At 62.1% G+C, this 24,150-nt stretch carries 17 protein-coding genes and 1 tRNA gene; 7 read left to right on the top strand and 11 right to left on the bottom strand.

Annotated elements, in window-relative coordinates:
* Positions 1-29 precede the first annotated feature (29 nt).
* Positions 30-2,324 carry a penicillin-binding protein 1A gene (locus tag ACCAA_RS00970; RefSeq protein ID WP_245754369.1) on the top strand — a complete coding sequence of 765 codons (2,295 nt, stop codon included), beginning with the start codon at positions 30-32 and terminating at the stop codon, positions 2,322-2,324.
* Positions 2,325-2,332: 8 nt separating this feature from the next.
* On the opposite strand, the gene xerC is transcribed toward ACCAA_RS00970, so the two are convergent.
* The 5 genes from xerC to ACCAA_RS00945 all read right to left on the bottom strand — a co-directional run bounded on the left by xerC (position 2,333) and on the right by ACCAA_RS00945 (position 5,363).
* Entirely contained in the window at positions 2,333-3,247 is a 915-nt protein-coding gene (gene xerC / locus ACCAA_RS00965) for a tyrosine recombinase XerC (protein ID WP_186405382.1), read from the bottom strand.
* Between the two features lie 10 nt (positions 3,248-3,257).
* The gene (locus ACCAA_RS00960) at positions 3,258-3,911 is read right to left on the bottom strand and encodes a DUF484 family protein (protein WP_186405381.1); all 654 of its coding nucleotides are present in this window, start codon (positions 3,909-3,911) and stop codon (positions 3,258-3,260) included.
* Entirely contained in the window at positions 3,908-4,738 is an 831-nt protein-coding gene (gene dapF / locus ACCAA_RS00955; RefSeq protein ID WP_186405380.1) for a diaminopimelate epimerase, read from the bottom strand. Before dapF ends, ACCAA_RS00960 begins: the two co-directional genes overlap by 4 nt.
* Positions 4,735-5,262 (bottom strand): GNAT family N-acetyltransferase, encoded by a 528-nt coding sequence (locus ACCAA_RS00950; protein WP_186405379.1) that lies wholly within the window; start codon positions 5,260-5,262, stop codon positions 4,735-4,737. Before ACCAA_RS00950 ends, dapF begins: the two co-directional genes overlap by 4 nt.
* A 13-nt stretch (positions 5,263-5,275) precedes the next feature.
* Positions 5,276-5,363, bottom strand: a tRNA-Ser gene (locus tag ACCAA_RS00945).
* Positions 5,364-5,541: 178 nt separating this feature from the next.
* Here ACCAA_RS00945 and ACCAA_RS00940 point away from each other — a divergent pair.
* Positions 5,542-6,228, top strand: coding sequence for a Bax inhibitor-1/YccA family protein (locus ACCAA_RS00940; protein ID WP_186405378.1), 687 nt, complete (start codon positions 5,542-5,544; stop codon positions 6,226-6,228).
* A 76-nt stretch (positions 6,229-6,304) separates the two neighbouring features.
* Here ACCAA_RS00940 and ACCAA_RS00935 read toward each other — a convergent pair whose 3' ends face one another.
* Positions 6,305-6,676, bottom strand: a complete 372-nt coding sequence (locus tag ACCAA_RS00935) for an Mth938-like domain-containing protein (protein ID WP_186405377.1) — start codon at positions 6,674-6,676, stop codon at positions 6,305-6,307.
* Positions 6,677-6,831: 155 nt separating this feature from the next.
* Between ACCAA_RS00935 and alaC the strand changes: the two genes are divergently transcribed.
* The 3 genes from alaC to ACCAA_RS00920 all read left to right on the top strand — a co-directional run bounded on the left by alaC (position 6,832) and on the right by ACCAA_RS00920 (position 10,654).
* On the top strand, positions 6,832-8,016 hold the full coding sequence (gene alaC / locus ACCAA_RS00930) for an alanine transaminase (RefSeq protein WP_186405376.1): 1,185 nt from the start codon (positions 6,832-6,834) through the stop codon (positions 8,014-8,016).
* A 9-nt stretch (positions 8,017-8,025) separates the two neighbouring features.
* Positions 8,026-9,252, top strand: coding sequence for a pyridoxal phosphate-dependent aminotransferase (locus ACCAA_RS00925; RefSeq protein WP_186405375.1), 1,227 nt, complete (start codon positions 8,026-8,028; stop codon positions 9,250-9,252).
* Between the two features lie 91 nt (positions 9,253-9,343).
* A complete protein-coding gene (locus ACCAA_RS00920; RefSeq protein WP_186405374.1) occupies positions 9,344-10,654 on the top strand; it encodes a homoserine dehydrogenase in 1,311 nt (436 codons plus the stop codon).
* Between the two features lie 67 nt (positions 10,655-10,721).
* Here the strand turns inward: ACCAA_RS00920 and tldD are convergent, their stop codons facing one another.
* From tldD to ACCAA_RS00905, 3 genes are all read right to left on the bottom strand, one after another.
* Entirely contained in the window at positions 10,722-12,170 is a 1,449-nt protein-coding gene (gene tldD, locus ACCAA_RS00915) for a metalloprotease TldD (protein WP_186405373.1), read from the bottom strand.
* Positions 12,171-12,239: 69 nt separating this feature from the next.
* Positions 12,240-13,085 carry a carbon-nitrogen hydrolase family protein gene (locus tag ACCAA_RS00910; protein ID WP_186405372.1) on the bottom strand — a complete coding sequence of 282 codons (846 nt, stop codon included), beginning with the start codon at positions 13,083-13,085 and terminating at the stop codon, positions 12,240-12,242.
* A 28-nt stretch (positions 13,086-13,113) separates the two neighbouring features.
* On the bottom strand, positions 13,114-17,070 hold the full coding sequence (locus tag ACCAA_RS00905) for a YhdP family protein (protein ID WP_186405371.1): 3,957 nt from the start codon (positions 17,068-17,070) through the stop codon (positions 13,114-13,116).
* 131 nt (positions 17,071-17,201) lie between these two features.
* Between ACCAA_RS00905 and glnE the strand changes: the two genes are divergently transcribed.
* Positions 17,202-19,946 carry a bifunctional [glutamate--ammonia ligase]-adenylyl-L-tyrosine phosphorylase/[glutamate--ammonia-ligase] adenylyltransferase gene (gene glnE, locus ACCAA_RS00900; RefSeq protein ID WP_186405370.1) on the top strand — a complete coding sequence of 915 codons (2,745 nt, stop codon included), beginning with the start codon at positions 17,202-17,204 and terminating at the stop codon, positions 19,944-19,946.
* Positions 19,947-20,028: 82 nt separating this feature from the next.
* On the opposite strand, the gene ACCAA_RS00895 is transcribed toward glnE, so the two are convergent.
* Both ACCAA_RS00895 and ACCAA_RS00890 read right to left on the bottom strand, forming a co-directional pair.
* Complete coding sequence (locus ACCAA_RS00895; protein WP_186405369.1) at positions 20,029-20,493, bottom strand: type II toxin-antitoxin system RatA family toxin; 465 nt, start codon at positions 20,491-20,493, stop codon at positions 20,029-20,031.
* Between the two features lie 73 nt (positions 20,494-20,566).
* On the bottom strand, positions 20,567-22,438 hold the full coding sequence (locus ACCAA_RS00890; RefSeq protein ID WP_186405368.1) for a sulfatase-like hydrolase/transferase: 1,872 nt from the start codon (positions 22,436-22,438) through the stop codon (positions 20,567-20,569).
* Positions 22,439-22,629: 191 nt separating this feature from the next.
* On the opposite strand from ACCAA_RS00890, the gene gltX reads away from it, so the two are divergent.
* A complete protein-coding gene (gltX, locus tag ACCAA_RS00885; RefSeq protein ID WP_186405367.1) occupies positions 22,630-24,048 on the top strand; it encodes a glutamate--tRNA ligase in 1,419 nt (472 codons plus the stop codon).
* The last annotated feature ends 102 nt before the right edge of the window (positions 24,049-24,150 follow it).

Here is a 24,150-nt window from a genome sequence, read left to right as displayed (position 1 = left end):
GCAATCTGCATTTTCTGTTGGATGCTCTGTTGCCTACCGCCCTCCGCTGGTTCCTGTACCCGATTGCTTTTGTTGTCGGTCTCGCCGCAATGGCCATTGCCCTGGCGGCTGTCGTCCTTAGCCTCACCTATCCGAACCTGCCGTCGCTGGAGATTCTTACCGACTATCGACCGAAGGTTCCCCTGCGGGTGTACACCGCCGATGGCTATCTGATTGGCGAGTTCGGCGAGGAGCGGCGGGCCGTTGTCAACATCCATGACGTTCCCGCGATCATGAAACAGGCGATCCTGGCCGCCGAGGATGAGCGCTTCTATCAGCACGGCGGAGTGGACACGCTTGGCGTGCTGCGCGCACTGTACGCCAACCTGCTGGGTGGCGGCAAACGCCAGGGCGCATCGACGATCACCCAACAGGTCGCCAAGAATTTCTTCCTTTCGTCCGAAAAAACCTACACACGCAAGCTCTATGAAGCGCTTCTCTCTTTCAAGATTGAAAGCAATCTCAGTAAGGACCAGATTCTCGAGCTGTACATCAACCAGATATTTCTCGGCCAGCGCGCCTATGGCTTCGCCGCGGCAGCACATGCCTACTTTGGCAAACCGCTGGCCGACCTGACGCTCGCCGAAGTGGCCATGCTCGCTGGGCTGCCGAAAGCTCCCTCGGCCTACAACCCGGTGGTCAATCCGAAGCGCGCGCGTCTCCGCCAGCAGTATGTGCTGCGCCGAATGAACGAACTCGGTTTCATCGATAACGGGCAATACGAAGCGGCGCTGCAGCAAGCACTGGTCATCAAACGTGACGTCAACGAGGCGCCTGTACACGCCGAGTTCGTGACCGAAATGGCGCGCCAGATTGCCGCCGAGCGCTTTCCCGATGACGTGTATACACGAGGGCTGCGGGTTTACACGACGATCGTCAGGGACGACCAGGAAGCTGCCTATGCCGCCCTTCGGCGGGGTGTGATGGACTACGACCGCAGGCACGGCTACCGCGGTGCCGAAGCCTATGTAGACCTCGCCGACATCAAGTCGGAACAGGATGAAGCTCTTGACGAATTGCTGCAGGATTTTCACGATGCCGAAGACCTGCGCCCGGCCATCGTCCTGCAAGCGGACAGTAAACGAATTCGCGCCTACCGCCGTGGCGGCGAAGTCGTGACCATCAGCGGCGACGGTCTGAAGGTTGCTGTCCGTATGATTGACCAAAAAGCACCACCAAACAAGCGGATCCGCCGGGGCGCGATCATTCGCATTCAGAGCGACGAAAAAAACAACTGGCGTATCGTGCAAATGCCCGAGGCGGAAGCCGCCTTCCTTGCTGCCGACCCGCGCGATGGCGCCATCCGTGCGCTGGTCGGGGGCTTTGATTTCAATCGCAACCAATTCAATCATGTCACGCAGGCGTGGCGGCAGCCCGGTTCGAGTTTCAAGCCGTTCATCTATTCCGGCGCGCTGGAAAAAGGTTTTACGCCAGCATCGATCATCAATGACGAGCCGATCAGCTTTCCCTCCGCGGTAACCGGTAGCCAGGCCTGGGAACCCAAGAACTATGACGGCAAGTACGAGGGCCCGATGAGCATGCGCACAGCGCTGGCCAAGTCTAAGAACATGGTCTCGATTCGCCTCCTGCAGGCGAGCGGCGTGCGCTTTGTGCAGGACTACGTTACCCGTTTTGGCTTTGATGCCAGCAAGCATCCGCCCTATCTGACGATGGCGCTGGGCGCCGGGTCGGTCACTCCTTGGCAGATGGTCACCGCCTACGCGGTCTTTGCCAACGGTGGCTACCGCATCCGACCTTACATCGTTCGCGAGATACAGGACGACAAGAAACAGGTACTCGCGCGCGCCGAACCGATCACCGCGGGTGATGAAACTCTGCGGGCGATCGATCCACGCAACGCTTTCCTGATGGACAGCATGCTGCGTGATGTGACGATCTATGGCACCGCGGCGCGTGCCTCTGCGACGCTCAAGCGCAAGGATCTCGCGGGCAAGACGGGCACCACCAATGAGCACGTGGACGCCTGGTTTTGCGGCTACCAGCAAACGGTTGTCGGCTGTTCGTGGATCGGCTTCGATCAGCCAAAGAGTCTGGGTAACGGCGAAACGGGCGGTACGGCCGCTCTGCCGACCTGGATTGCCTATATGGCCAAGGTGCTGAAGGATGTTCCCGAGTCCTTTCTCCCCACTCCTGAAGGCCTCGTATCGGTGGCTTCTCCTGGCGTCGCCAAGGGTCCGAGCCACGAGCTGTTCTATCAGGAAAATGCTCCCGCCGAACTGGAACCGGCCCCCCCAGTGGATGAAACCGTCAAGCCGGAGGACTGAGCTGCCCGCTAATCCGTCTTGCGCCTGGCGCGCGGGTGCGACTGATCGTAGACCGTTGCCAGATGCTGGAAATCGAGGTGGGTGTAGACCTGCGTCGAGGCAATGCTGGCGTGACCGAGCATCTCCTGCACGGCGCGCAGGTCGCCCGACGACTGCAGGACGTGCGAGGCGAATGAGTGGCGCAGCATATGTGGATGCACCCGCGCCGGCAAACTCTGCGTCAAGCCACGCCCCGCCAGACGGAGCTGGATCATGCGACAGCCCAGGCGTTTGCCGCGCTGGCCAACGAACAAGGCGACCTCGTCCATGGCGACCAGTCGGGCGCGCTGCTCAGCCCATCGAGCTACCGCCTCCCTGGCCTTGCTGCCGACCGGAACGATGCGCAGCTTCTTGCGCTTGCCGAGAACGCGAACCTCCCCGGCGAGCAGGTCTTCGAGGCAGGAAATATCGAGGGCGGCAAGTTCGGCGAGGCGCAGACCGGAAGAGTAGAATAACTCGAAAATCGCCTGATCGCGAATCTCCAGGATGTCTTCGCCAGCCGCTGCGAGCAGGCGATTTGCTTCGTCGGGTGACAGAGCTTTCGGCAGCGCCTTGGCGCTCTTCGGCGGCCGCACGCTGTCGACCGGGTTCTGGGTGGCCGTGCCGCGCTGGCCGAGCCAGCGGTAGAATCCCCGCCACGCTGACAGGGTACGGCCGAGGGAGCGGCCACCGAGCCCACGCGTGTGCAGTTGCCCGACGAAGCGCCGAATGTGATGCGTTTCGATGGCCTCGAAGCCGCAGTCGCCGGGCAGTTCGCCGATCAGGGTGCACAGCGACTGGAGATCGTGCCGGTAGTTGGTGACCGTATGCGCTGACAACCTTCGTTGCTGCGCGAGCTCATCGAGGTAGGCGCTGATGCCGGCGGCGCGTTCGCTGGCGGTCATTGGCCCGTGTTCAGCGCAGGACGCGAGCCAGCGCCGCCGAAGCCATGTCGCCCAGACGTTCGAGGTAGATCGTTCCCATCGCCGCGTAGAAGCGTTCGAGATCCTCGCTGCCGAGCGCGATCATGCCGATCGTGCAGTTACCGTTGCGCAGGGCGATCAGTGCCTGCGAGCGGACATGCAGGGATGCCTCACCGAACCAGGACGACGTTTCGAAACCGTTTGTCGAGCCACAGAACGGTTGCGCCAGGGTCTCGGCAAAGGCCTGCAGGGCTTCGCTCACGTCGGCGAATTCGGGCAGTTCATCGCTGCCTTCGGGGCGATGCCAGAGACGCAGGGCTACATGCGGCACTTCAAAATCGTCGCCCAAGTGGGAGTTCAAGGTGTGCAGTGCCGCCTGAAAACTCGTGGCGGTGATCATGCCGACGGCCAGTCGGTGCATTTTCGCGCTGATCTCGTCGTTCTCCTCACCGAACTGGAGCAACTCGCCCATCTTGCCTTCGAGCTGCCGGTTCTTGTCGCGCAGGGCCAGCATCTGCCGTTCAGTGATCGAGATCGTTCGCCCGCTATGCGGATGCGGGACGACCATGTTGGCGACCAGATCCGCGTGTTGCTCGAAAAACTGCGGATTGTTCTGCAGATAGTGCGCAACTTCTTCCGATCTCATAACTCTACTTCTCCCTTGAATACAGTGACAGCAGGGCCGCTCATCAAAACCGGCGTGCCAGTGCCGTTCCAGGCCACCATCAGCGCTCCACCACGCGTTTCGACGCGCACCGGTGAATCGAGCAGGCCACGGGCGATGCCGGCCACTACGGCGGCGCAAGCGCCGGTACCACAGGCCAGCGTTTCACCGGCACCACGCTCGAAAACCCGCAGGCGAATCGCCTGGCGGCCCAGCACCTGCATGAAACCCGCGTTGACGCGCTGCGGGAAACGCCGGTGTGACTCGATCAGCGGCCCCTGGCGCTCAACCGCTGCCGTATCGACATCGACGACCACCTGGACTGCGTGCGGGTTTCCCATCCCGACGGCGGTGACGGCAATTTCTTCGTCACCGACCAGCAAGGCCTGCACCAGATCGTCGGTAGCGGCGACGAATGGAATCTGCGCCGGCGCGAATACCGGCACGCCCATGTCGACGCTTACCTTGCCGTCATCCTCAAGCCGCGGGACGATCAAGCCAGCCATCGTTTCGACGCGAATCTCTCGCTTCGCAGTCAAGCCCTGGTCGTGCACGAAGCGCACGAAGCAGCGCGCCCCGTTGCCACACTGCTCGACCTCGCCGCCATCGGCGTTGAAGATGCGATAGCGAAAATCGACGCCGGCTTGCCTGGCTTGTTCAACGAGCAGAATCTGGTCGCAGCCGACGCCAAAATGGCGGTCGGCCAGGAAGCGGAGTTGCTCGGCGGTCAGCGCGACCGACTGGCGAACGCCATCGAGCACGACAAAATCGTTGCCCAGCCCGTGCATTTTGACAAATGCGAGTTTCATCGAGTGTGGCGCCTTGCGGCGTGCGCCGCCAGTGACCTGGCCATTATGAAGTCGTCCATCACGAAGCCGTCGCCAATCGCGACGCAGACCGATTCGCGAACCGCGAAGCCGTGTTTTCGATAAGCTGCGATGGCGCGATCATTCCGTTTGTTGACCGCCAGAATCAGCGTCTCGCAGGCCGCCGCCAAGGCGTGGCCAACGACGCGGTCGAGGAGTTGCGCTCCAATCCCCATGCGTTGGCGCTCCGGATCGACGTAAAGTTTGTCGAGCTTCATGTTCCCGGTCGGGGTGATCAGGCATGACGAAAAACCAGCCAGTCGCCCGTCGAAACTAGCCTGGTCCCACCATATCTGCGGCATCGTCAATTCCTCGAGCAGGCGCTGCGGATGGTAGCGCTGCTCGAGCATGAAGTCGATCTGCTCCTGGCTGATGATCCCAGAATAAGTTTGCTGCCAGCTACGGCGTGCAAGGGCGACGACCGCGTCAACATCAGCGGCGGTCACGGCGGAGATCAAGACGTCCATGGCGGCTTCTTCCTGGCGGAAGCGGTGAGATTCGAACTCACGAACGGTTGCCCGTTGCCGGTTTTCAAGACCGGTGCAATCGACCACTCTGCCACGCTTCCTGCAAAAAACGCTTCAGGCTGACGCCTTGAGCCGGCGAATGATAGCACGCCGGTTGCGGTTCACGCGCGGCGAGCGACTTTGGCGAATTCTTGAATCCGTGCGCCACCATTGCAACTTTTCCTTTAGTTGGCTAGTCTTAGCGCCGTAGTCGTAATTCAATTACAGGAGGAACACGCAATGCAACCCCAGTTTCAAATGACCGCAAGCCAGGAGATGGCGCTACAGCAGAACCGCGTTCTGCGCAATACGTTCATGCTGCTCGCCCTGACCATGGTGCCCACCGTCATCGGCGCGCTGGTCGGCGTACAGATGAAGTTTACCTTCCTGGCCGGCAGCCCGTTCATGTCGTTCCTGCTTTTCCTCGGTGTGGCCTTTGGCTTCATGTGGGGAATTGAGCGCACCAAGGACAGCGGCATGGGCGTCGTCCTGTTGCTTGGCTTTACCTTTTTCATGGGTCTGATGCTGTCGCGCATCCTGCAGGTGGCGCTTGGTTTCAGCAACGGAGGGTCGCTGATCGCGACGGCAGCAGGTGGTACCGGGTTGATCTTCTTTTCGCTCGCCGGCGTGGCGACGGTGACCAAAAAGGACTTCAGTTTCCTCGGCAAGTTCCTGTTCATCGGCATGATCGTGGTTCTACTGGCAGCCGTGGCCAACATATTCTTCCAGGTTCCGGCACTGTCGCTGACCATCTCGGCGATTGCGATCATGGTCTTCTCGGCCTACATCCTCTATGACATCAGCCGGATCGTCACCGGTGGCGAGGACAACTACATTTCAGCGACATTGGCGGTCTATCTCGATATCTACAACGTCTTCGTCAGTCTGCTCAACGTGCTGATGATGCTGAGCGGCGACCGCGACTGATCGAGCGCGCTTTGGGTTGGCCAGCGAGGGCGGCTTCGGCCGCCCTTTTCTTGTCCATCCGTTGATCGCTCAGTCCCTAGACGAGGAGCAGACCGACGGCAACCTTGCGTCCTTCTGCCATCAGTATGTTGTAGGTGCGGCAGGCGGCCGGCAGATCCATGACCTCAAGGCCCTTTTGCCTGCGAACCAGTGGTCGCAGCAGTTCTGGACTCGGGAAGCGCAGCCGGTCGCCGGTGCCCAGCAGGACGATTTCGGCGTCCAGAGAGGCCAGCAATTCGATATCCTCGACGGTCAGCGTTTCGAATGTCGCCTTTGTCCAGTCCGGAATCAGCCGCTCGGGCAACACGGCCAGGTTGCTCGTGTGACGGATGCCGTTCACGCTGACATAGCCTGCTCCGTAGGCCGTAAAGGTGTTCAGGCCGTCGCTTCTCCCCATCTGCAGTTTCATGAAAATTGCGGCGCACAAGACGTTAAAGTACGATTATAACTTTTTTGTCGATCGCGTTCACCGGGCGAAGGCTCGTCGTCGCTGCCCAACTCGGCGCGCCGATCGACCAATCGACCGCAGCGCTGACCTGCACTGACCATTTCCCGGGCCAAACCATGAGAGAGTTTTCGCGCATCAAACGCTTGCCGCCTTACGTCTTCAGCATTACCAGTGAGCTGAAGATGGCCGCCCGTCGGCGCGGCGAGGACATCATCGACATGAGCATGGGCAACCCGGACGGTCCGACGCCACAGCACATCACCGACAAGCTGGTCGAAGCGGCGCTGCGTGAAAACACGCATGGCTATTCGATCTCCAAAGGCATTCCCCGACTGCGCAAGGCCATCTGCGACTGGTATCAGCGGCGCTATGAGGTGACCTTCGATCCGGAGAGCGAAGCGGTGGTGACGATCGGCTCCAAGGAAGGACTGGCGCACCTGATGCTGGCTACGCTGGACCGCGGCGATACGGTGCTGGTGCCGAACCCATCGTACCCGATCCACATCTATGGGGCGATCATCGCTGGCGCCGACATCCGCTCGGTGCGCATGACGGCGGATGTCGATTTCTTCGAAGAGGTCGAGCGCGCAATCAGGGAATCCATTCCAAAGCCGAAAATGATGATTCTCGGCTTTCCGAGCAATCCGACGGCGCGTTGCGTGGACCTCGCGTTTTTCGAGCGCATCATCGCACTGGCCCGCCAGCATGACATCCTGGTGGTGCACGACCTGGCTTACGCCGATATCTGCTTCGATGGCTATCAGGCGCCTTCGATCATGCAGGTTGCCGGGGCGCGCGAGGTGGCGGTCGAGTTCTTCACCATGTCGAAGAGCTACAATATGGCCGGCTGGCGGGTCGGCTACATGGTTGGCAACCAGGAACTGTGTCACGCGCTGGTACGCATCAAGAGCTATCATGACTACGGCACATTTACGCCGATCCAGGTCGCTTCGGTGATCGCGCTTGATGGTCCACAGCAGTGTGTCGAGGAAGTTCGCCTGCTCTATCAGGGTCGGCGCAACGTCCTTGCCAAGGGGCTGCACGAAGCCGGCTGGATGGTCGAGGTGCCGAAAGCCTCCATGTACATCTGGGCAAAGATCCCCGAGAGCTATCAACAGATGGGGTCGCTCGATTTTGCCAAGAAACTGCTGACCGAGGCCAAGGTGGCGGTCTCGCCTGGCGTCGGCTTCGGCGAGTATGGCGACGACCACGTCCGTTTCGCCCTGATCGAGAACGAGGAGCGAACGCGGCAGGCGATTCGTGGCATCAAGGACATGTTCAGGAAGGATGGGCTACTCTAGGCCAATGCCATGAAACCGATACTCAAGTCGAACAAGCTGGCCAACGTCTGCTATGACATTCGCGGTGCCGTGCTGCAGAAGGCCAAGCAGATGGAGGACGAAGGCCACCACATCATCAAGCTCAATATCGGCAACCTCGCCGCTTTCGGCTTTGACGCGCCGGAAGAAATCCAGCTTGACATGATCCGCAACCTGCCGAATGCGGCAGGCTATTCGGATTCGAAGGGAATTTTCTCTGCTCGCAAGGCAGTGATGCATTACACGCAACAGAAGCACATCAAGGGCGTCACTCTGGAAGACATCTACATCGGCAATGGCGTCTCCGAGCTGATCGTGATGGCGATGAACGCGCTGCTCAACGCCGGTGACGAGGTCCTTGTGCCGGCCCCCGATTACCCTTTGTGGACCGCCGCAGTGAGCCTGTCGAGCGGCACGCCGCGCCATTACCTCTGTGATGAAGCCAACGAGTGGCTGCCCGACTTCGACGACCTGCGTGCCAAGATCACACCGAGGACACGCGCTCTGGTGGTGATCAACCCCAACAACCCGACCGGCGCGCTGTATCCGGAAAGCGTGCTGCGCGAAATGGTCGCCATCGCGCGCCAGCACGGCCTGATCGTCTACGCCGACGAGGTGTACGACAAGGTGCTCTACGACGGGGCGACGCACACGGCGATCGCCTCGCTGTCGCAGGACGTGCTGACCGTAACCTTCAATGGCCTGTCGAAGAACTACCGTTCGTGTGGCTACCGCGCCGGCTGGATGGTGGTTTCCGGCGACCTTCGCGAAGCGGGTGACTACATCGAAGGCCTGGACATGCTCGCCTCGATGCGCTTGTGCGCCAATGTGCCGGCACAGCACGCCATCCAGACGGCACTCGGCGGCTATCAGAGCATCGACGACCTGGTCGCCCCAAGTGGCCGGATGTGTCGTCAGCGCGATCTGGCGCACGCCTTGATCACGGCAATCCCCGGCGTCAGTTGTGTCAAACCGAAGGCGGCGCTGTACATGTTTCCGCGCCTTGACCCCAAACTCTATCCGATCGAGAATGACCAGGATTTCATCGCCGAACTGCTGCAGGAAGAGCGCGTGCTGCTGGTCCAGGGGAGCGGCTTCAACTGGCCGGCTCCCGACCACTTCCGCCTCGTTTTCCTGCCCCATGAAGACGATCTGCGCGACGCCATTACGCGTATCGCACGCTTTCTTGAAGGCTATCGTCAGCGGGCAGGGACTTAGACCACAGGCCGCGCGGAGACTGGGTCAAGGTCTCGTGCGCTGCCTGCCTTCTCCTTGATCTGCACTCACAAACCTCACTCCTCAATGGCCCATGAAACCTATCAATGTTGGACTGCTCGGCATCGGCACCGTCGGTGGCGGCACTTACTCGGTACTCAAGCGCAACGCTGAGGAAATCACTCGCCGCGCGGGTCGCCCCATCCAGGTGAGCATCGTTGCCGACAGAAACCTTGAGCGCGTTCGGCAGCTCACGGGCGGCACCTGCCGAGCGACCGACGATGCCTATGCGGTCGTCGCCGACCCTGATGTCGACATCATCGTCGAACTGATCGGTGGCTGTGAGCTTGCCAGGGCGCTCGTCTTGCGGGCGATCGACCACGGCAAGCACGTCGTCACCGCCAACAAAGCCTTGTTGGCCAAGCATGGCAACGAAATTTTTGCGGCTGCCCAGAAGAAGGGCGTCATGGTCGCCTTTGAAGGCGCCGTCGCCGGCGGCATCCCGATCATCAAGGCACTGCGTGAGGGCCTGACGGCCAACCGCATCGAGTGGATCGCGGGAATCATCAACGGTACGACCAACTTCATCCTCTCCGAAATGCGCGACAAGGGGCTGCCCTTCGCAACGGTGCTCAAGGAAGCACAGCGTCTCGGTTACGCCGAAGCAGATCCGGCTTTCGACGTCGATGGAGTAGATGCCGCGCACAAGCTCAGCATCATGTCGGCGATTGCCTTCGGCAACTCGATGAGCTTCGACCAGGCTTACATAGAAGGCATCAGCCAGCTCGATGCAGCCGACATCAGGTACGCTGAACAGCTCGGCTACCGTATCAAGTTGCTTGGCATTACCAAGCGTACCGCCGATGGCGTCGAGCTGCGCGTCCATCCGACGCTGATCCCCGCCAAGCGGCTGATCGCCAATGTCGAGGGCGCCATGAACGCCGTTTTGGTCAAGGGCGATGCCGTCGGCGCGACGCTCTACTATGGCAAAGGCGCTGGCGCCGAGCCCACCGCGTCGGCGGTCATTGCCGACCTGGTCGATGTCACACGCATGCATACGGCTGACCCCGAGCACCGCGTCCCGCATCTCGCCTTCCAGCCCGATGCAATGGTCGATCTCGCCATTCTGCCGATGGCCGACGTAGTCACCAGCTACTACCTGCGCTTGCGCGTCGACGACCGGCCCGGGGTACTGGCCGACGTGACGCGCATCCTGGCCGACGACGGGATCTCGATTGTCGCCATGATGCAGCGCGAGCCAGGCGAGGGTGAAGAGCAGACCGACATCATCATGCTTACCCACAAGACGCGCGAGAGAAACATTGACGCCGCGATTGGCGGCATCGAAGCGCTGTCGGCGGTCAAGGGCAAAATCATCCGGCTACGGCTGGAAGAGCTGCTATAAGCCTAGCCAAGAACGCCGATCGCCGGTGTCGGATCGAAAGGCGGGCCGGCTTGCCGTGGGCCAGCGACTACGCCGTACCACCGACCGTCAGTCCGTCGATGCGCAGCGTCGGCTGGCCGACGCCGACCGGCACGCTCTGCCCGTCCTTGCCGCAGGTGCCGACGCCGGGGTCGAGGCGCATGTCGTTGCCGATCATCGACACGTGGTTCATCGCTTCCGGGCCGCTGCCGATCAGCGTTGCGCCCTTGACCGGCGCGCCGAGCCTGCCGTTCTCGATCAGGTAAGCCTCGGACATCGAGAAGACGAATTTGCCGTTGGTGATATCGACCTGCCCACCCCCGAAATTGACTGCGTAGATCCCTTTCTTGACCGACTTGATGATCTCATCGACGCTCTTGTCGCCATTCAACATCGTCGTGTTGGTCATCCGTGGCAGGGGCAAGTGCGCAAAAGACTCGCGCCGACCGTTCCCGGTCGGTGCGACGCCCATCAGACGCGCGTTGAGGCTGTCCTGCATATAGCCCTTGAGGATGCCATCCTCGATCAAAACCGTACGTTGCGTCGGATTGCCTTCGTCGTCGATGTTCAGCGAGCCCCGGCGTTCGGCGATCGTTCCGTCATCGATGACGGTGACGCCCTTGGCGGCCACCCGGCTACCGACACGACCGGCAAAGGTCGAACTGCCCTTGCGATTGAAATCGCCTTCCAGGCCGTGGCCCACCGCTTCGTGTAGCAGGATGCCGGGCCAGCCGCAGCCGAGGACGACGGTCATCGTCCCGGCCGGCGCCGGGCGGGCGACGAGATTGGTCACCGCTTGATGCACGGCCTCGCGTGCGTAGCCGGCGAGCAAGGCATCGGTGAAATAGCCGTAATCGGTCCGTCCGCCGCCACCGGCCGAACCCTGTTCGCGGTGGCCATCTGCCTCGACGATGACGGTCAGCGAGACGCGCACCAGCGGCCGAACATCGGCGGCGAGTCGACCATCGCTGCCGGCGATCAGCACCACTTCGTATTCGCCGGCAACGTGCGCCATGACTTGCGTCACGCGAGGATCTTCGGCGCGCGCCATGGCCTCGAGGCGCTCCAGCAGGCGGACTTTGCTGGCTGCGTCGAGCGAGGCGAGCGGGTCGTGGGGTACGTAGAGAACATGCCCGCTTCTTTTCTTCAGCGCCGGCACGCGTCGCTGCTGCCCGGCGGCGGCAATCGCGCGCACGGCGCCGGCCGCGTCGCCGAGCGCCTGCGCGCTGATATCGTCGGAATAGGCAAAGGCGGTCTTTTCTCCCGACAGGGCGCGTACGCCGACGCCCTCGTCGATGCTGAAACTGCCGGCCTTGACGATCCCCTCCTCCAGGCTCCAGGCCTCGGAACGGCTGTACTGGAAGTAGATGTCGGCGTAGTCGACCTGGTGCGCCATGATCTTGCCAAAAACCTTGGTCAGGTCGGCAACGTCCAGGCCATAGGGCGTCAGCAGGGTTTTCTGGGCCTGCGCGAGAAGGGTTGCGGCTTTTGTGGTCATCTTATTTCCGTGGTTATTGCGCTTGGCTGGTTGTTCAGGCGCTTGCTTGCTCAGTCTTGCCCAGCTTTTCTACATGACGCGGTGTTTGAGCGCCGGCAGACTGCTGCGGACCTCGGCGAGACGGGCGTGTTCGAGATCGCCGATGACGATTCCAGGTCCTTTCAACTTGCGATCGAGGATCGTTCCCCAGGGATCGATCAGCATGCTGTTGCCGTGCGTTTCGCGTCCGTTCTCGTGCCGGCCACCTTGGGCCACGGCCAGCACATAGCACTGATTCTCGATCGCTCGGGCGCGCAGCAGGATCTCCCAGTGTGCCCGCCCGGTGGTCTCGGTGAAGGCCGCCGGAAGGACCAGCAAGTCTGTGACACCAAGCGCGCGATAAAGCTCCGGAAATCTGAGGTCGTAGCAGATCGACAAACCCACCCGGCCAAACGGAGTCGTAAAGGCAATCGGCTGACGACCAGCTTCGATGGTCGCGCTTTCGTCGTAGCATTCGCCACCCTGCCGAAAGCCGAACAGGTGAATCTTGTCGTAGCGCGCCACGCGCTCGCCGTGCGGATCGTAGACCAGGCTCGAATTGAGCATCTTGTCGGGGTGGTCGGTCCACAGCGGCAGCGAGCCGCCGATCAGCCAGATTTGATACTCGCGCGCGCGGGCGGCAAGGAAGTCCTGAATCGGTCCGCGCCCATCGACCTCACGCACCTTGACCTTGTCGCCATCGCTCATGCCCATGATTGCGAAGTACTCGGGCAGCGCGACCAGTTCGGCCCCCTGAGCGACGGCATCGCCAATCAGGCGCGCAGCGGCGGCGAGATTCTCGTCAACGCGCGGCGTGGACACCATCTGCAACGCTGCAATGCGCAGGGTGGGTACGTTTTGCGGCGCGCCTGGTACGCCAGTGCCGAGTGGATTCATGGCTTGCTCCAGTGGTGGATGGGGTCGGTCAGGGCGCGGGTGCCGCCGAGGCGGCCGACCCGGAGACCTTCTCAACCTTGGGGTCGTCCCATTTGCCGGTCACCAGATATTCGAAACTGAACACCTTGTTCAGGGGATTCTGCAACATCTTTAGCGCCAGCAGGGTCGCCACTCCGGCCAGCGGATTGACGACGCCGATGCCAAGTGCCGCGCTGCCACCCACTTCGGGTTGCACCACCACATTCAGATGCTGTGTTTCATTCTTCAGGTCGGCTTCGCCGCGCATCACCACCCGCGCCGACGGGCCGTCGATCTGCAGACGATCTGTACTCATCAGTCCATCCCTGACGGTCATCTGGCCGCCGATGCTGTCAAAAGCGAAACCTTCGCTGAAAACATCACCGAAATCAAGCGTGAACCGACGTGGCAGGCCCTGCAGGCTGATCAGGCCGAGTAGCTTGCCGGCGGCACCGGGATCAAGCTTGACGAACTGCCCCTTGCCCACCTCAAGCTTCATCTCGCCGTTCAGTGTCGCATAGTCCAGCGCCGCCGGCGAACCATTCCAGCCGATTTTTCCCTTCAGCGTGGTGCTGGCGCCGCGCACGGCACCCAGGTAGCCGAGCCGGTCGAGCAATTTTCCGGCGTCGCTGCTCTCAAGCGTGAAGTCGAGCTGGGTCCGGTTGCCGTCGGCGAACTGCCATTGCCCGTTACCGGACAGGGTGCCGAAGGGGTTGCCGATGTCGATCCTGTCGAGCCGCCAGATACCGCCCTCATTATGAGCCTTGACCTCGAGACGCCCGAAGCGGCGCACGCCGACAACAAAATCGTCGACCACGATGTCGAGCGCCGGCAGCTCCTTGAGCACCTCGGCCGGCTGGTCGCTCTTGCTCTCCTTCTCTGGCCGACGCCAGGTCGTGAACTGCGCCCGCAGCTTGCCGGCACCCGCGCCATCCCACTGGAAAGCACCGATCGCCTCACGCGAGTGCAGCCTGCCCCGCCACAGCGGCGCCGTCCCGGAAACGCCCGCCGCGACATCGGTATAGTACCTGCCGAGCACGACGAGTTCGTCGGCCTTGAGATCGACGGAAAGGGGAAAAGCAGGCGTGGTCGAGGAAGCTGTGCCGCTGCTTTTGCCGGTGCCGCGCAACACGTTCTGCCAGTAATCGAGATCGAGGCTTGGAGCGGTAATCCCGACCTCGATGCCACGTTCCGGCAACTGCGTGAGAGGCCTGCCAATCATGATCGCACCCCGTTCCAGCGCGTGCTCAGCGCCCTGTCTGCTGCGGATCACTTGTATGCTGAGTGCGTTGCCGAGCGTCGCTCGAAATTGCTCACGGGCCACTGGCTGGCCGCCGCGAGGAGCCGTTGCCGGCAAAGCGCTGCTTTCGAAATGCAGGGGCATTGCTTCGCCGGAGCTCTTGCCCAAGGGCGCAGCCAGAGACGACGCCACGCCAATCAGATCCGAGTCGAGGGCCAGCTCGACGTCGCGCTTCTTGACGCGCACCTCGGCGCGATACGCGGCTGTTCCGGACAGGCCGTCGAGGATCGGCAGCGGCGCGCGTCGGCGTAGTTCGTCCATGGCCAGCGAACCGTCGGCCGTGATCAGCACCTTGCCGTCCTGCACCCCTCCCTTGACCTTGAGCTGGCCGCCGAAAAGAAGGGCGTTGATTTCCGGTATGTGCAGCTCCTTCTCGGAAAATTGCAGGCTACCATTGACCTGCTGCAATGGGGGTAGCGCCGAATCGACGTTCACTTCGTTGGCCAGAAAGACGTACGTGCCTTCGATCTTCGACTCGCCGAGTCGTGCCTCTTGCAATGGGATGACCAGTCCGATGTCGAGGCGACCCTTGCCGCTGGCGCTCATCGAATCGGTAAAGTGGTCGATCTGGGTCGCCACCGGGCTCTCGATGATGTACTTCAGAAACTCTGCCGTCTCGCCTTCGACGTGTCCCTTCACTTTCAGCGTCGCCACCGGGGCATCGAAATCGGGAATCTCGGCGCGGGTTCTTGACAGGCGGGCAGCAAGAATCGAACCGCGCTGCGCTTCGACCAGCATTCCCGCACCCTGGAAGCGAAGATCAGCATCAATACCCGTGATCACCGGCCAGCCTGTCCCGTAGTCGAGTGTCACGTCCTGCGCCTTGACGGTGACCAGGAACTGGCCCTGTTTTCGGTCAAGAAAAGGGAAGTGTGCCAAGTCGCCCTTCAAAATCAGCCGGGCCTCGCTGGCCCCCCCTTTCTTCAGTGCATCGCGGACCCAATGACGCGCGTCGGCGTTGATCGTGGCCGGCAGGTAGCGCCAGACGGCGCGCGCGTCGGCACGGGTCAGCATTGCACCAAGGTCGATGCTGCCCGGACCCTCGCCCGTGTAATGGTAACTACCGTGTACTGATCCGGCGGCATCAGGCCCGGCAAACTCGGCGCGCGCGAGTTCGGCATCGATCGTCCCCCGGCTGATTTTCCAACTGGCCTGCGCACTCAGCGTGTCAAGCGCAATCGAGCCCTCAGGAAAGACGTTAGGCAAGTCGATGCTGACCGTTTGCGATAGCAGACTTGCAGAACCGCCACGCTCACTGGCTTCGAGCGAGCCTGATAGCCCGGAGACGCCGGGGAAATGAGCGTTGGCCCTGAGCGCCAGGTCATCAATGCGGCCCTGGAAGGAGTAGGTTTGCAGCGCTTCGACGTCGCCGTTCCAGCTGGCGCGGAGTTCACTGACTCGGCCACGCGGTGCGAAGTCGCCCAGTAACCGGCGCGACCTGGCGTCCAGTGGCAAGTAGGCCGCCAGGCTAGCCAGAGCGCCGAGGTCCAGCATATCGGCTGTCGCATGACCAAGCACTGAACTGCTGCCGTCCTGGCGCTGCCAGTCGACATGGAAATCGCTCGCTTCGATGCGGATGCGCGGTGCCGCTCGCTCGTCCTTGGGCAGACGCGTGAGCAGTTCGACCCGCCGGCCGTCAATGCTCATCCCGGTCGACAGGAAGCGGGCGCCAATGCGGCCGGAGATGTGCTCCAGCTCGATCGCCGGAAGATCCTTGGCCAGGCGAAGATTGACGTCGTCGAGAGAAAAGTCGGCGGTCAGTTCACCCAGGCCGCCATCGGCAAAACCCGCCCAGACGCGCAACGCACCTCGGCCACGTGGCAAGTCGATTGGGTAATCGATCCAGGCGCGCCACACAGCCAGGTCGACAGCGTCGATCTGTGCAAATGCCTGTCCTTGCCATGATTCCGGGTGCTCGACATGCTTGCCCCGGAAATCACCGCGCAGGTCGATCTTCGCCGCCAGTTCGCTCGGCGGCGAAGCAGTCAGGCCGAAACGATGCTGTCGCCCGTTGTTGTCGAGAGCGAAGTCAAGGTCCTTGAGAATCAGTGGCGGGGCAGCGCGTTGCGCATCCTCCCAGAGCACCGTCGCCCCCTTGATGCGAATTCGTTTTTGCACCAGCACCCAGTCGGCAAGCTTCCCGTCGTTGTCCTCGGCGCTGACCGCCAGGCCTGCGATGTAGACGCGACCGTCCGCATCACGACGCAGATGCAAGGTCGGCTCGTCGATCTGCAACAAGCGCAGGCGCAACTGCATTCTCGGCACTGACGACCACGACAGAACGCTTCGCACGCGGTTGAAGGCCAGCGCTGGTTGCCCCTGAGGATCGGCAAGGCGCACGTCGGACAGAATCAGGTCAGGATTGAGGCCATCCCAGCTGGCCTCGACTTTCCCGATGGCGACCGATAGCCCGAGTGCCTGGCTGAGCTGATGCTCGATTTCTGGTCGATAGCTCTCGATATTCGGCAAGACGAGATAGCGGAGCGCGAGAATCAACAGGACGAAGCTGAAATAGAGCAGCCAGAAGGCGCGCACCGCGACACGCCAGAGGGTATGCACCGCCGGATGCGAAACGACAGGCACCAGAAAATGGAAGCGATGGTAGAACGCCGCGCGCAACTCCTCCTGACGCATCAGGTTCGGCCAACGTGCAGAGACTTTTGCCAACAGTGGGTAAGCGTCACTAGAATGTCAGGATACGGGTACAGACGATTGAGGCAGCCATTGTAGCGGCTTTACTGTGGGTCATCAGGGCCAGCGGCACAGGCTCGGGCCAACAGCCACAGAATGAGAGAAAAATGGAAGCTACCATCGCTCCCTGCGAGTCCCCTGCGGGGCCGCTTGATCCCCCCTGGTCGCGGGCCCAGGCACATAGCCGTTACCTGCGAAACCTGCTTGCCAGCCGGCCGGAGATCGCTGCCTGGCTCAGCGAGCGCGCTGCTCGTCCGGTCACCGGCGAAGAGATGCATGACTTCCTCCGTGCTGAAGCACCGGCCAGCGAGGAAAGCCTGAAGCGCGCCCTGCGCCGCCTTCGCCAGCGTGTGATGGCCTCACTGATCGTCCGCGACCTGGGCGGGGTGGCCACGCTGGGCGAAGTCGTCGAAACCATGACCCAACTGGCCGATGTGACTACCAACCATGCGCTCGACTTTCTCCATCGGCAACTGAGCGAGCAGTTCGGTGAACCGCTCGACAGCCATGGGCTGCCACAACGGCTGCTGATTGTCGGCATGGGCAAGCTCGGCGGACGCGAGCTCAATGTGTCCTCTGATGTCGATTACATCTTCGTCTATCCCGAGGAAGGGCAGACGGCGGGTGGTAACCGCCGGATCGATAATTACGATTTCTTCCTCCGCCTCGGCAAACGCCTGATCGGCGCTCTCGGCGATCCCACCGGCGATGGCCAGGTCTTTCGGGTTGATATGCGCCTGCGACCGAACGGCGATTCGGGAGCGCTGGTCGGCTCGCTCGGCTCGCTCGAAAACTACTTCATCGCGCAGGGCCGCGAATGGGAGCGCTACGCCTGGATCAAGGCCAGGGTGATGAACGAAGGCGTCAACCTGCAGGCTGAATGGGTGAGCGCGCTGCAGAACACCGGCCGCCCCTTCGTCTTCCGCAAGTATCTCGACTTCGGCGCGATCAATGCCATGCGCGCTCTGCACGCGCAAATCCGCCGCGAAGTGGCGCGCAAAGAGATGGCCGAGCATATCAAATTGGGCCCGGGTGGTATCCGCGAGATCGAATTCATCGCTCAGGTCTTCCAGTTGATTCGCGGCGGCCGCGATCCGGCGCTGCAGGCCCGGCCGACGCTGCAGGTCCTCGCGCTGCTCGTCGAACGCCGCCTGCTGCCGGTCGAGCACGAGCGCGAGCTGGCTGCCGCCTACGAGTTCCTGCGCCGCCTCGAGCACCGTTTGCAGTACGTCAATGACGCCCAGACTCACCGCTTACCGACTGACGAAGGGGATCGCCTGCAGATTGCCAGGTCGATGGGTTTTGCCGACTGGCCTGCCTTCCTGCCGGTTCTCAACGCTCACCGGGCAGACGTCGCCCGACATTTCGAGCAGGTTTTCTCGGAGCCGGAAGAAGGCATCCATCCGCTTGCCGGGATCTGGGATGGTCCGGCAGCCGGCGACGACGCGCTCGAACCCGTGGCCACGCTCGGCTTTCGCCAACCGAAAGCGATGCTCGAACGTCTGCAAAGCTTCCGCCAGAGCAGCCGCTACCTGCAACTGCCGGCCAGCAACCGCGAGCGCCTCGACGCCCTCGGCCCACGCCTGATCGACGCCGCTGCAGCAACGGCCACGCCCGATGCCACCTGGCAACGCGGCCTCGATTTCCTGGAAACGATCAGCCGGCGCGGTGCCTATCTGGCCCTGCTGCAGCAGTACCCGCAGGCGCTGATGAAGCTCGCCGAACTGATCGGCAGCTCATCCTGGGCGGCCGATTACCTGACCCGCCACCCCATTTTGCTCGACGAACTGCTCGACTCGCGAATGTTCGACGTCAGCACCAACTGGCAGGAATTCCGTCTGAGCCTGCGCTCGCGACTGGCCGAGCACGTTGACGACACCGAACGCGAAATGGATATCCTGCGCGAAGCGCACCACGCGCAGGTTTTCCACTTCCTGGCGCAGGACATCGCCGGTCTGCACACCGTCGAGCACCTTGCCGACCGGCTCAGCGAACTGGCTGACATCATGGTGCAGACGACGATGGATCTCTGTTGGCAGAAATTGAAGCACCGTCATCCGCATCCCGAGCGCCCGCCGCGCTTCGCCGTCATCGGCTACGGCAAGCTCGGCGGCAAGGAACTCGGCTTCGCTTCGGATCTCGACCTGGTCTATGTGCACGATGACCCGGAAGCGAATGCCGGCGAACTGTACGCGCGCCTGGGTCAGCGGATGAGCACCTGGATGTCGACCCGGACGTCGGCCGGAATACTCTTCGAGGTTGATCTGCGCCTGCGCCCGAACGGCGATTCCGGCATGCTCGTCTGCCCGATCGAAGCCTTTCGCGACTATCAATTGCACCACGCCTGGGTCTGGGAACACCAGGCGCTGACGCGCGCTCGCTTCTGCGCCGGTGACGCCTCCGTCGGCGAGCAGTTCGAGGCGATCCGCATCGAGATCCTGCGCCAGCCACGCGACCTGGCGACACTCAGGGAAGAGGTTTTGTCGATGCGCAAGCGTATGCTCGACCAGCACGCGTCGAGGAGCGACGAAACCTTCGACATCAAGCACGATCGTGGCGGCATCATTGACGTCGAGTTCATCGTCCAGTATCTGGTCCTCGGCCACGCCCACCGGCATGCCCGACTTTGCGGCAACCTCGGCAATATTGCTCTGCTCGGCATTGCCGCCGAGCTCGGTCTGATTCCGTCAAGACTGGCCGACCCGGTACGCATCGCCTACCGGGAGTTTCGCCGCATGCAGCACACCCAGCGACTCAATGCCGGTCGCCGGGCGCGTATCGAACGTGCCTCCGTCAGCCGCCGGATCGACGCGGTTCGCACCCTCTGGCTGGCGGTATTTGGCTCGCCATGAGCGCTGCGGCAAAAAAAAAGAGGGCTGTAGGATGTGCTGAGCGAAGGGAAGCGCATCGGAAGCGGCTGCTGCGCTTCGAACCTCAGAGCATCGACGAGCCGGGCGCATCGCCAGGTTGGGCCACCAGGGCGTGCGACCTCGCCTCGAAGGCAGTGACCATGCTGGTGGCCATCGGCAGGATCAGCAGTTGGATCACCGGCATCAGGAAAATGGAGCGCGTTTCGCAGTTCAGCGTGAAGTCGACGTGACAGTGCTGGTCGCCCAACGGAGAGAACGCCCATCGGATGTCGAAGCGGCAGAACGATCGGTCGCTGGAGACGACGGTGATGGCGCGCGGTCGATCGAGTTCGGTCCGCGTGCGGAAGCGATGCTGCATGAGACCCAGCGCCAGGCTCTGCTCGGTTTCGTACGCATCTTTGTGGCGCTGGACGATCCGCGCCTGGTGAATCAGTGGCAGGAACTCGGGATAGCGCTCAACATCGGCGACGATATCGAACAGCCATTCCGCCGGTTGCGCAATGGCGCGGCTCTCGCGATGGGTTGCCATGGGACTCCTGCCTCCGGTTTGATGTACCGCTGGCCAGTGACGAAAAGAGTGATCACCGCTGCGCGAGCGGTGATCACCCCTTGGGACGGCTGAAGCGCGTCAGATTGTTCATGATCTCGAGCATCGCCGGCCGGATCTCGCTTTTTGCCTGGCCAGGGTCGCTCAGCGGCCGGTCGTCGTTATCCAGTGCTTCCTGGCGGATGACGCCGGCGGCGTTGACCGGGAAAGCGATCTTGAACTTTTCGCCGATGTAGGCCACGCGCTGCCAGTCGGCGGCGACGGCGTACGCGCGGTGAAAGTCAGCCGCCAGCATATTGTATCCTTGCGAGTAATCCTCCGGCGGGTTGTATACGCCGAGCAGCGGCATCAAGGTGGCCGGGATGTCCAGATGGCTGGTGATGCCGCGGATGACGTGCGCCTTCTGGCCCGGTAGCCACAACACCGCCGTGGTACTCGTCTGGTAGCGGTTGAACTCGGCTGCATGTCCCCAGCGGCTGCTGCGATCCATGAATTCCTCGCCGTGATCGCCAAGAACGATGATGATCGTTTTGTCCAGCAGTTTTCTTTCGCGCAGGTGGGTGACGATGCGGCCGATCTGCTGGTCGACGTAATGGGCCGAATTGATGTAGCGGTTCTTGATCTGGCCCATTTGCGAGGCGAAATCGGCTGACAGATAATTGAAGTCTTCGAGATACGGTCGGGCGATCACGCTTTCGGGCGGAAACGTGTATTGGGCGTGCGTCGCCTCGAAAAACATGTAGGTCATGAACGGCCTGGCCGGGTCGCGACGATCGATGAACGCGAGCAGGTTGTCGATGTTCTGCCGGTCTCTTTCCCACGCCGGCGGGCCTTCGCTCAGCACATGCATGTCAGCCGGGTTCATCTGCGCAAAGACCGTCTTGTCGAAAGCCGGGTAGGTAAATCCCTGGCTGGTGTGCAGGCTGAACTGGTAGTTCTGCTGCTGAAGCACGTCCATCAGCAGTGGCGATCGGCGGGCAGCGATCATCGGAAACCAGTAGTTGCCGTACAGACCGTAGAACATCGAGAAGATGCCCATCTGCGTCGTATTGCCGCCGCTGTAGTGATTCTCCAGGCGCAGCGAGCGCTCGGAAAGATCCCACAGCTTCGGCATGATCGCGGGTTCCAGCATGTCGAAGCGCAGCGATTCGACGGCCAGCCAGACGATATTGAGGGGGCGCGCAGGCGGCTCGACGCGCAGTGGGACCAGGGGGTAGCTCAGTCCTCCATGCTTGATGCGGACGCCGCCATCGTCCGCGCCTTCCTCCTTGATTCCCAGGCGGGTAGCCAGGTGGCTGAAAGTGGTCGGCAGATAGAGCGGGTAGCGCTCGCTGGCGGACAGAATGGGCTGGTAGTGGGCGGCGGCACTGTAGCCATACGCGAGGCGCTCGCCGACTGCGAAGCCCAGGATGGCAAGGAGCACCCAGCGCGTGCGCGGAGCCCAGCGCAAGGGCCGCGTCGCCCAGTAGTAGCTTGCCGCCTGCACCGCCAGCAGGCTGATGACCACCAGGGTGGCGGTCAGCTCGGTGCTGCTGCTTGCGCCGAGGGACGCGATGCCGCCCGGCGAGAAGACCAGGTCGACGACAAAACCGTTGATGTGGAAACCATACATGCCATAGATCACGCGGTCGGCAAACAACAGCACCTGAACCATTCCCGTCAGGGCGATCAGCACGAAAGCCAGAAACCTTGCTCCGGCGTGCGTCGCGCCGCGCCGCTGCAGCAGCCAGTGCAGCAGGTAGCCCGGGATCACCGCGGGGAGCAGGTACAGAAAGGCGTAACTCACCGTGGTCGCCAGCGTCCAGAGCCCGACGCCAAGTGTGCTGAAGGTCCCTTCCCCGGTGAGAACGGCGACGTGCAGCGCGACCCACAGTCCGGAGAGAAGGAAGAAGCGGTCGATTCTGTCGCGAGAGGGCATCGGGGGCATGGGCAGAGAGAGCGTGCGGGCGAGAGCCAGTAGTGTAGCGGATTAGGCCAGCATTACGCCACGGAGAGGCACGGCGACCGGCGAAACACGCAGGAGATCTCGATCACCCTCGATTTGCGCCATCGAGAGTTGCTCGGCAGCCCCCCTTTCGGATTTAGAATAGGTTCTTTACTCAACGATGATCCGCGCTCATGATCCGTACCCGTTTTGCGCCCTCCCCGACTGGCTTTCTGCATATCGGAGGCGCGCGCACCGCGCTCTTTTCCTGGGCTTACGCCCGCGGTCACGCTGGCAGCTTCGTGCTGCGCATCGAGGACACCGACCTGGCCCGCTCGACGCCAGAGGCCGTGCAGGCCATTCTCGACGGGATGGCCTGGTTGGGTCTGGATTACGATGAAGGGCCGTTCTACCAGACGCGGCGGATGGATCGTTATCGGGCCGTGATCGGGGAAATGCTCGCCGCCGGTACCGCCTACCACTGCTACATGGCGCCCGAAGAACTCGACCGCCTACGCGGGGAGCAACGTCAGCAGGGTCTCAAGCCGCGCTACAACGGCCTCTGGCGACCAGAGCCAGGCAAGGATCTGCCGCTGCCGCCGGCGGGAGTGCAACCGGTCGTTCGTTTCAGGAATCCCAGCGACGGAATGGTTGCCTGGGACGATCTCGTCAAGGGCCGGATCGAAATCGCCAATGGTGAACTCGACGATTTGGTCATCGCGCGCGCCGATGGCACGCCGACCTACAACTTCTGCGTCGTTGTCGATGACCGGGATATGGGTATCACGCACGTCATCCGCGGCGACGACCATGTGAACAATACCCCGCGCCAGATCAACATCCTGCGCGCTCTCGGCGCCGAGGTCCCCCTCTACGCACATCTGTCGATGATTCTCGGCGACGATGGGCAGAAGCTTTCCAAGCGGCACGGCGCGGTCAGCGTCATGCAGTACGACGACGAAGGCTATCTGCCGGAAGCGGTGGTCAACTATCTCGGGCGTCTGGGTTGGTCGCACGGCGATGAAGAGATCTTTTCGCGGCAACAGTTCTGCGAGTGGTTCGACCTCGACCATATCACCCCGTCGGCAGCGCAGTTCAACACGGAAAAGCTGAACTGGCTCAATGCCCATTATCTCAAGCGCGCCCATCCGTCCCGGTTGACGGCCCTGGTTCGCCCTCGTCTGGCAGGGCGCGGCGTAACGATCACCGCCGCGCCATCGCTCGAAGCGATCATCGCACTTCACCAGGAGCGTGTCGCCAACCTTAACGAACTGGCCGACGTGGCGGAAGTCTTTTATCGGGATCTGCAGCCAACTGCGGAACTGTTGACCAAGCATCTGACGCCGGGAACGCTGCCACTCCTGCAGAGCTTCGTGGCCGATCTGCCCGCTATCCCCTGGGAGGCCGCCGCGATTGGCGCCCTGATCAAGGCGTGTGTCGCCCGACACGGCGTGAAGATGCCCAAGCTCGCCATGCCCCTGCGCATCCTGTTGACTGGCCAGGAGCAAACACCGTCGGTTGATGCCCTGCTTGCCCTATTCCCGCGTGAGATAGTACTCAAGCGGCTGGCAGTGGGTATGCAGGCAGACGTTTTGCGCGGCAGCGCGCACTGATTTGGCGTCCAGGATCGAGATCGCGCGCAACTGACGTGAAACCGGGCTCTCACTGGCCCTTTACAGCAAGCAGCCGGGTCCCTATAATCGCCGCTTCTTTCG

Origin of the sequence: Candidatus Accumulibacter aalborgensis (assembly GCF_900089955.1) — a bacterium.
Lineage (GTDB): Bacteria > Pseudomonadota > Gammaproteobacteria > Burkholderiales > Rhodocyclaceae > Accumulibacter > Accumulibacter aalborgensis.
The sequence above is the reverse complement of the archived record's forward strand: the minus strand, read 5'-3'. Positions and strand labels throughout refer to the sequence as shown.